Annotated in this window: 3 protein-coding genes; all 3 read right to left on the bottom strand. The window is 74.4% G+C overall.

What is annotated here, in order from left to right:
- On the bottom strand, nt 1-1,362 hold a 1,362-nt coding region (locus VIW71_RS22830), incomplete at its 3' end, for a condensation domain-containing protein (protein WP_331624391.1).
- Nucleotides 1,359-4,655 (bottom strand): type I polyketide synthase, encoded by a 3,297-nt coding sequence (locus VIW71_RS22825; RefSeq protein WP_331624390.1) that lies wholly within the window; start codon nt 4,653-4,655, stop codon nt 1,359-1,361. The genes VIW71_RS22830 and VIW71_RS22825, both read right to left, overlap by 4 nt.
- The coding region (locus VIW71_RS22820; RefSeq protein ID WP_331624389.1) for an SDR family NAD(P)-dependent oxidoreductase at nt 4,652-9,325 on the bottom strand (4,674 nt) is incomplete at its 5' end. The genes VIW71_RS22825 and VIW71_RS22820, both read right to left, overlap by 4 nt.

The raw sequence follows: 9,325 nt of genomic DNA, 5'->3' as shown, positions 1-9,325 counted from the left end.
GACCTGTTCGACGAGGCGGCGGAAGTGTCCGGCGAGACGGACGACGGTGGCCTCGTCGAACAGGTCACGGTCGTACTCGAACCAGCCGGTGACGCCGCCGTCGGTGTCGAACGCCTGGAGTTCCAGGTCGAAGCGGGCGCCTTCGCTCCTGACCGGGAGCCGGGTGAGGCGGGCGCCGGCCATGGCGAGGGTGGGCACGGGTTCCCGGCCGTAGCTGAAGCTGACCTGGTAGACGGGGGGGCGGCTGAGGTCGCGGGGGGTGTTGAGGTCGGCGACGATCAGCTCGAAGGGGACGTCCTGGTGGGAGTACGCGCCCAGGCACGCGTCGCGGACGCGGGTGAGGACCTGTTCGAACGCGAGGTTGCCGGACAGGTCGGCCCTGATGGGCAGCGTGTTGACGAAGTAACCGATGAGCGGCTCGACCTCGGCGCGTCCGCGCAGTGCGCTGGGTACGCCGACGACGATGTCGTCCTGGCCGCTGTAGCGGTGCAGCAGGATCTGGAAGACGGTCAGCAGCGCCATGTACGGGGTGGCCCCGTGCCGGCCGGCCAGCGCGGCCAGTTCGCGGATCAGGGCTGGCGGCAGGTCGACGGGGACGGAGCCGCCGTTGAAGCCCTGGACGGCGGGACGGGGGCGGTCCGTGGGCAGGTCCAGCACGGAGGGCGCACCGGCGAGGTGGTCACGCCAGTACTCCAGGTCCTGCTGCCAGCCGCCGCTGTCGAGCTGCTGCTGCTGCCAGGCGGCGAAGTCCCCGTACTGGATGGGCAGGTCGGGCAGCGGTGAGGGCTTGCCGACGGAGAACGCCTCGTACAGCTCGGACAGTTCGCTGAGGAACACCGCGGTGGACCAGCGGTCGGAGATGAGGTGGTGCATGGCGACGACGAGCACGCACTCCTCGGGGCCGGTGTGCAGCAGCCGGGCCCGTGTCAGGGGGCCGGTGTCGATGTCGAAGGGTTCGGCCAGGGCGTCGTCGATCCACTTCTGGCGGTCGGCGTCGGTGTACCCCGGGCCGCCGAGGTCGGTTTCGGGGATGTCGAGGGCCAGGTGGCGGTGGACGACCTGGACGGGGGCGCCGTCGCGGAGCTGGAAGGTGGTGCGCAGGGCCTCGTGGCGGCGGACGATCTCGGCGACCGCCGCACGCAGCAGGCCGGTGTCGAGGGGGCCCTCGATGCGGACCGCGCCGGGCACGATGTAGCCGGGGTTGCGGGGCCGGAGCTGTTCGAGGAACCAGGTGCCGCGCTGCAGGACCGCCAGCGGGAAGGTGTCCTCGGCGGCGGTGCGCTCGGCGAGCAGGGCGTCGAAGCGGGCGCGCTGCTCGGGGGTGAGGGCGGCCAGCCGCCGGGCGAGGTCGTCGTCGGTCACTGCCGTTCCTCCGAGCCGGGGTCCTGGACGGCGGGACCGGTGAGTTCGGCGAGGAGTTCGGCGGCGATGTCGGCGGCGCGGGGCACGCGCCGGATCGCGGCAGGTGCCCCGGGGCCGTCGTGCGCGGTGCCCGTCTCGGAGGTGTCGCCGGTCGCGGCCAGCTCCTTGACGAGGCGCTCGGCGACGCTGTGGATGGTCGCGCCGCCGAGGAAGTCGGTGATCTGCAGGGTGAGGCCGAGTCTGCTCTGGATCTCGTTGCGCAGTTCGACGGCCATCAGGGAGTCCAGGCCGAAGCCGGTCAGCGGCTCGTCAAGGCCCACGTCGGTGGAGGTGGAGCCGAGGACGTCCTTGACGCTGAGCACGAACTGGGCGGCGAGGGTGTCCAGCCGCTCGGATTCGCCCAGTTCCAGCAGTTCGGGGGCGGTGGGGATACGGCTGGCCCGGCGCCGGGCGCGCGAGGAGCGGCGGGCGGCGCGGGCGGGCCGGGCGCGGGAGTCCTCCGCGGCCTCGGGGGTGCCGTCGGCGGCGGGCACGGCCGGGGCGCTGCCGTCCCAGGGGAGGGGTGGCTGCCAGCAGTGGACCGGATCGAAGGGGTACGTGGGCAGCGGCGCCTTGGCGCGGGCGTAGTCCGAGTCGAAGCCGGCCCAGTCGACGGCGGCGCCGGCGGCGTACAGCTCGGCGACCGTGGGCAGCAGCACCTCCCAGTCGTCCTGCTTGGGCCGCAGGCTGGGCAGCAGCAGGTCGTCGTGGCCGGGCGGCAGGGCGTCGCTGATGACGCCGAGCAGGGTCGGGGCGGGGCCGACTTCGAGGAAGGTGTGGTAGCCCATGTCGCGCAGGGTGCGTACACCGTCGGCGAACCGCACGGTCCCGCGGACGTGCCGGGCCCAGTAGTCGGGGCCGGGTGCCTGGTCCCAGGGCCACAGTTCGCCGCTGACATTGGAGACCAGGGGGATGCGGGGGGCGGTGAAGGTGATCTTCTCCGCGGCGCGCGACAGCGGTTCGACGACGGGGTCCATCAGCGGCGAGTGCCCGGCGGAGGCGATGTGCAGGGGCTTGGCCTTGACGCCGCGGGCGGCGAAGGCGGCGCACATGGCCTCGACGAGGTCCCGGTCGCCGGAGATCGTGGTGTTCGCCGGGCCGTTGACCGCAGCGACGGCGATCCGGCCGGGGTGCGCGGCGATCTCGGCGGCGACCTCGTCCTCGGGTGCGAACACCGCGGCCATGGTGCCGGGCAGTGAGTACTCCTGGATGACGCGGGCGCGTTCCACCGCGAACGCCAGGCCGTCCTCCAGGGACATCGCGCCCGCGACGCAGGCGGCGACGCACTCGCCGAAGCTGTGGCCGAGGACGGCCGCGGGGGTGATGCCCCAGGACTGCCACAGCTGGGCCATGGCGTACTCGACGGCGAAGGTGGCGGGCTGGGCGTAGGCCGTCTCGTTGATCTGGGTGTCAGCGGGATCGTCCGGGAACAGCACGGACAGCAGCGGCCGGTCCAGCAGGGGGCGCAGGATCTGCGCGCACTCGTCGACGGCGCGCCGGAAGGTGGGCTGGGTGTCGTACAGGCCGCGGGCCATCCCGGGTCGCTGGGCGCCCTGGCCGGTGAAGAGGAACACGACCTCGGGGTTGCCGGCCTCGCCCTGGACCAGGCCGGGGCCGGTCTCGCCGCGGGCGAAGGCGGCGAGCTGGTCGGCGACCTCCTGGCGGGTGGCGCCGACGGCGGCGAGGCGGTGGCGGAAGTGGGAGCGGCCGGTGCCCGCCGCGTGGCACAGGTCGGCCAGGGAGGTGTCGTCGCCGTCGGCGAGCCGGTCGGCGTAGCGGCCGGCGAGGGCGGTCAGCGCGGTCTCGCTGCGGGCCGACAGCGCCAGGACGGAGGCGGGCCTGCGGTCGTCGGCGGCGGGCGGAGCGGGCGGTGGGGCCTGCTCGAGGATCATGTGGACGTTGGTGCCGCTGAGGCCGAAGCTGCTGACCGCGGCGACCCGGCGGCCGTCGGCTTGCGGCCACGGGGTGAGGCGGGTGGGCACCTCGAAGGTGGTGCCGTCGAAGGAGATGTTGGAGTTGAGCCGGGTGAAGTGCAGATTCGGCGGGATCTCGGCGCGGTCCAGGCACAGTGCGGCCTTGATGAGCCCGGCGATGCCGGCCGCGGCCTCCAGGTGGCCGAAGTTGGTCTTGACGGCGCCGAGGTAGACCGGCGCGCCGTGGTCGCGGCCGTACACGTCGGCGAGGGCCTCGGCTTCGATGGGGTCGCCGAGGCGGGTGCCGGTGCCGTGGGTCTCGACGTAGCCGACCTGGTCGGGCGCCACTGCGGCGGCGGCCAGCGCGCGGCGGAAGACGTCGCGCTGCGCGGCGCCGTTGGGCGCGGTGATGCCGGCGCTGCGGCCGTCCTGGTTGACGGCGCCGCCGCGCACGACGGCGAGGACGCGGTCACCGTCGCGCAGGGCGTCGGACAGCCGCTTGAGGACGACGACGCCGCAGCCCTCGCCACGTACGTAGCCGTCGGCGCTGTCGGAGAACGACATGGCGCGGCCCTGCCGGGACACCGAGCCGAACTGCGACTGAGAGATCATCAGGATCGGGGACAGCACCGCGTTGACGCCGCCGGCCAGCGCCATGTCGCACTCCCCCGCGCGCAGGCTCTGGGATGCCTGGTGGACGGCCAGCAGCGAGGAGGAGCACGCGGTGTCGACGGTGATGTTGGGGCCGCGCAGATCGAGCAGGTAGGCGATGCGGGCCGGGACGAAGCTGGCGGCGGCACCGGAGCTGGTGTAGGCGGTGACTTCCTCGGGGTGGCGGATCCGCGAGGTGACGTAGTCCGAGCTGGCCACGCCCATGAACACGCCGGTACGGCTGCCGGCCAGCCCGGAGGGGGCCTGCCCGGCGTCCTCCAGGGCCTCCCAGGACACTTCGAGGGTCAGGCGCTGGTGCGGGTCCATCGCCAGCGCCTCGCGCCGGGAGATCCCGAAGAAGTCGTGGTCGAACCGGTCGAGGCCGTCGAGGAACGCACCGGAGCGGGTGTAGATCTTGCCCGGTTTGCCGGCCTCCTCGTCGTAGAAGGCGTCGTGGTCCCACCGGTCGGCGGGGATGTCGCCGACGGCGTCGGTGCCGCTGGTGAGCATCCGCCAGTACGTGGCGGCGTCGGTGACCCCGCCGGGGAAACGGCAGCCGACGCCCACGATGGCGATGGGCTCGGTGCGGGCCCGCTCGTACTCCTGGACCTGGCGCTGCAGCCGCTCCATCGTCAGATAGGCGCGTTTGAGCGTGTCGGCGGACACCAGGTCGGGTCCCGGTGACGTCATCGCTGACCCCCTTCGTCGATCTGCTTCGTCTTGGCCAGCAGGAGCGCTTCGAGTTCGGAGGCGGACATCGAGTCGAGGTCGGGCAGGGCGTCGGCCGCGGGCGGTCCGGCGCTCTCCGGGACGCGGGCCGCGGCGGCGGGCCGGACCGGCGCGGACTCCTCGGCGGGCTGCCCGGGGGCCGCTTGGCCGGTGTCCAGCTCGATGTCCATGCGCTCCGCCAGGTACGGCACCAGGGCGTCGATGGTGGGGAAGCGCCAGGTAACGGTCGAGGGCAGCTGCACCCGAAGCGAGGACTCCAGCGACTTGCGCAGTTCGAGGGAGAGCAGCGAGTCGAAGCCCATGCTGGTGATGGGTGCGCTGGTGTCGATCCTGGCGGGTTCCGCGCCCACCACGCGGGCCGCGACGGCCCGGCAGTGTTCGGCCAGTACCGCCCTGCGGCGGCGGCCCGGTTCGACGGCGAGCATCTTGCGGCGTACCTCGTCCAGCGGTCGGCGGTCGGCCGAGTCGTCCCCGCCCGGGTCGCCGAGCAGGGTGCGCAGCAGGCCGCCGCCGAGGTGCTCGCGCAGTTTGTCCCGGTCCAGCGGCAGGACGCAGACCTGGGCGGCGGAGGCACGCAGCAGCAGGTCGAGGGTCGCTATGCCATCGCTGGGGCTGATGCTCTCGATGCCGCGGGCGGCCAGGGCCCCGCCGCGGTCGGGGCGGGCGGCGAGGCCGATCTGCGACCAGGGGCCCCAGTCGATGCTGAGCGCGGGCAGCCCGCGCGAGCGCCGGTGGTGGGCGAGCGTGTCCAGGAAGGCGCTGGCGGCGGCGTAGTTGCCCTGGCTGGCCGAGCCGAGCACGGCGGCGGCCGAGGAGTACAGGACGAAGAAGTCGAGTTCGCGCTCCAAGGTGGCGTGGTGCAGGTGCCAGGCGGCGGCGGACTTGGGGCCGGCGACCGCATGGAACCGCTCCCGGTTCAGGCCGGTCAGCAGGCCGTCGTCGAGGACGCCGGCGGCGTGCACGATCCCGGCCAGCGGGGGCATGGTCGCGTCGATGCGGGCCAGGACGTCGTCGATGCCGTCGCGCCCGGACAGGTCGGCGCCGACCACGGCGACCTCGGCGCGGCCGCGCAGTTCGGCGACGGCGCGTTCGGCGGTGGCCGAAGGAGCGCTGCGGCCGACCAGCACGAGGTGGCGGGCGCCCTGCTCGGTCAGGTAGCGGGCGGTCTCCAGGCCGAGGGCGCCGAGGCCACCGGTGATCAGGTAGGTGGCCCCCGGTCGTACGGGGGCGGCGCCCGGGGCGGTGGTGACGCGCTCGTGCGGATCGGGGACCAGCACCAGCTTGCCGGTGTGCCGGGCCTGCGCCATAGCGGTGAAGGCGGCCGGCGCCTCGGCGAAGGGGTGGGTGGTGACGGGCAGGGCGGTGAACTCGCCGCGGTCGAAGCCCTGGACGACGTCGGTGAACAGCTCGGCGATCTCCTCGGGCTGCTCGCGGATGGTGCCTTCCAGGTCCACGGCGAGGAAGGCGCGGTTGTCCTTGAAGAACTCCAGCCCGATGTGGCTGTTGTCGTGGATGTCGCGCTTGCCGACCTCGACGAACCGGCCGCCGGGGGCCAGCAGCCGCATGCTGCGGACCAGGGCCTCGCCGGTGACGGAGTTGAGCACGACGTCGACGCCGCGGCCGCCGGTGCGTTCGGTGATCTCGTCGGCGAAGGCCAGTGAGCGCGAGTCCATGGCTGCCTCGACACCGAGGCCTCGCAGGAGTTCGCGTTTCTCGTCGGTGCCGGCCGTGGCGTAAACGCGGGCGCCGCGGCGCCGGGCGACCTGCAGGGCCGCCAGTCCCATGCCGCCGGTCGCGGAGTGGATGAGCACGGTCTCGCCCTCGCGCAGCCTGCCGAGGCGCTCCAGGGCGTGGACGGCGGTGAGGAAGGCGATGGGCACGGCGGCGGCCTGGTCGTCGCCGAGCGACGGCGGTGCGGGGGCCACCAGGTGCTCGCTGAGCGTGGTGAACGCCGCCATGCTGTTCGCGCCGACCGCGATCACCCGGTCGCCGACCCGGTGGCGGGTCACGCCCTCGCCGACGGCGCTGACGCGGCCCGCGCATTCGGCGCCGAGCGGGACGATGCCCTCCGCGCCGGGGTAGGTCTCCAGGGCCTTGAGCACGTCGCTGAAGTTCAGGCCGGCGGCGGCGACCTCGATCTCGACCTGGCCGGGTCCCGGCGGGGTGCGGTGCCACCATGTGGGCCGCAGGCTCGCGAGGCTGCCGGGGCGGGCCGCGAGCAGCCGGTGGTTGCCGTCGCGCGCGGCGTCGAAGGTCCAGGTGGGCCGGTTGTCCGGGTCCGCGTCGGCGGGCGTCGACCGCTGGAGTGCCGGGGTCAGGCGTTCGCCGTCACGCAGGGCGACCTGGTCGTCGTCGCCGGGGCGCAGCAGTTCGGCCAGCAGCACGTCTGCCTCGCCGTCGGGGCGGGCCGGGTCCAGGTCGACGACCGTGGGGCGCAGTTCGGTGTGTTCCAGCCCGATCACGCGGGCCAGTCCCCACAGCGGTGCCTGGCCGACCGCCAGTTCGTCGCCGGCGGCGGCGCGCTGGGCGCCGCGGGTGAGCAGCACCAGGCGGGGGGCGGGGTCCTGCCCGGACCGCGCGAGTTCCTGCACCAGGTGCAGTACGGGCACGGTGGCGGCGTCCTCGGCGGCCAGGAGCTGCCGCGGGGTGCCGTCGTCGTCGGTGAGTTCGACGTCCAGGGTCCAGGCGTGGACGATGCCGTCGGGGCGGGTGCCCGCCGCGGCCAGCTCGGCCAGGAGTGCGGCGACGTCCTCGCGCCGCGCGGGGTCCAGCTCGTAGCTCGTGTCGTCCAGTTTGCGGTATGCGGCGCCGGCGGTGACGGCCACGCAGGTGCCGCCGCCGGAGCGCAGTGCGGCGCCGAGTGCCGCGCCGGTGCCGCCGGCGTCGGCGAACAGCAGCCAGGTGCCGGGCCGCGACATGTCGGGGGCCTCGGCGGGGGCCGGCAGCCACGCGACGTCGTGCAGGGCCTCGGTGAGCGGGTCGGCGTCCTGGGCGCGGTCCAGCCGCCGCAGGGCGATGCCGGTGATCTCGCCGACCGCGGCCCCGGACTCGTCGTACAGCACGACCGCGGCGCCGGTGATCTCCTCGGCGCCCGGCTCGGGCGCCGTGACGGCGGCGTGGGCCCAGCGCGGCGCGGCCCGCTCGGTGAAGAGGGTGAAGCCGCCCACCCGCACGGGCAGGTAGGTGGCGGCCGCCGGCTGGTCCTGGGCGCCGAGGGCGGCCGAGAGCACCTGCAGGGCGCTGTCGAGCACGGCCGGGTGGACGGGATGCTCGCCGCGGTCGGTGGTGAGGGCGGAGCGGTCACGGAGCCGGCCGACAGCCTCGGCAGGTCCGCGCCACAGCTCCTCGACGCCCTGGAAGGCGGGTCCGTACGCGAGCCCTGTCCGGTGCAGCGCGGCGTAGTGGTCGTCGGCCGCGACGGGGGTGGCGCAGCGGTCGCGTACGGCGGCCAGCGGCTGGGCGGCGGCGCCGGAGGCGGGTACGGCGTGGCGGTAGGCGCCCTGGGCGGCCTCGGTCCATTCGTCGTCCGCGGTGGTCCTGGTGTAAAGCCGCAGCGAGCCGGTGCGGGCGGTCTCGGGGACGAGCACCAGTTGCAGCGTGGCGTCGTCGGCCTCCTCCGGCACGACGGTCAGCCGGGCGAAGCGGAGGTCGGTGAGCTCGGCCTCCGCGCCGAGCTGGACGCGTGCGGCGGCGAGCGCGGCGTCCAGCACCAGGGCGGCGGGCAGGACGGGGCTGCCGCCCACCTGGTGGTCGGTCAGGTACGGGAACTCCGCCAGGTCGACGGGCGCGGACCAGTGGGCGGCGTGCGGTGCCAGCGCCGAGCGGACGTGGGAGCGCAGGACGGGGTGGCCGCGGTGCTCGGGCCGGCGCCGGGTGCGGTCGGCGAACCAGTGGCGGGAGCGCTGCCAGGGGTAGGTGGGCAGGTCGGCCATGGGCCCGGCGGGGCCGTACACCCGGGTCCAGTCGATCTGGTACCCGGCGGTGTAGAGCCGGCCGAGTTCGGCGCGGACGGCGGCGCGACCCGGCTGGTCGCGGCGCAGCGACGACACGGCGGCCGTGTGGCCGTACGACGACAGGCGCTCGGTGACGGCGTCGGTGAGCATCGGGTGCGGCGACATCTCGACGAACACGTCGTGGCCGGATTCGGCGAGTGCGGTCACGACGGTGTCGAACAGCACCGGCTGGGTGAGGTTGGACGCCCAGTACTCGGCGTCGAGCCGGTCGCCGTCGGCGGGCCGGCCGGTGACGGTGGAGATCATGGGGATGGCGCCGGTGCGCGGTCGCAGGTCCGACAGCAGCCGCCACAGGTCCTGTGCGACGGGTTCCATCAGCGGGCAGTGGGAGGCGAATTCGACCGACTCCAGGACCTTGCAGTAGACGCCGTCGGCCTCCAGGGACTTGGCCAGGCCCTCAAGGGCGGCGCCCTCACCGGAGAAGACGGTGGAGCCCGGGCTGTTGCTCGCCGCCACCCACACCGCTCCGGGGCGGCGTTCGGCGAGGATCTCGTGGGCCCGTTCCAGGGTGACGCCGGCGACGGCCATCCGGCCCTTGCCGGTGGCGGCGTGCAGCACGGTGCCGCGGTGCACCGCGATGACGAGGGCGTCCTCCAGGGAGATCGCGCCGGCGACGTG

Source organism: Streptomyces sp. (assembly GCF_036524955.1).
Classification (GTDB): Bacteria; Actinomycetota; Actinomycetes; order Streptomycetales; family Streptomycetaceae; genus Actinacidiphila.
Note: the sequence above shows the minus strand (reverse complement) of the source record. Positions and strands in the feature narration are given on the sequence as shown.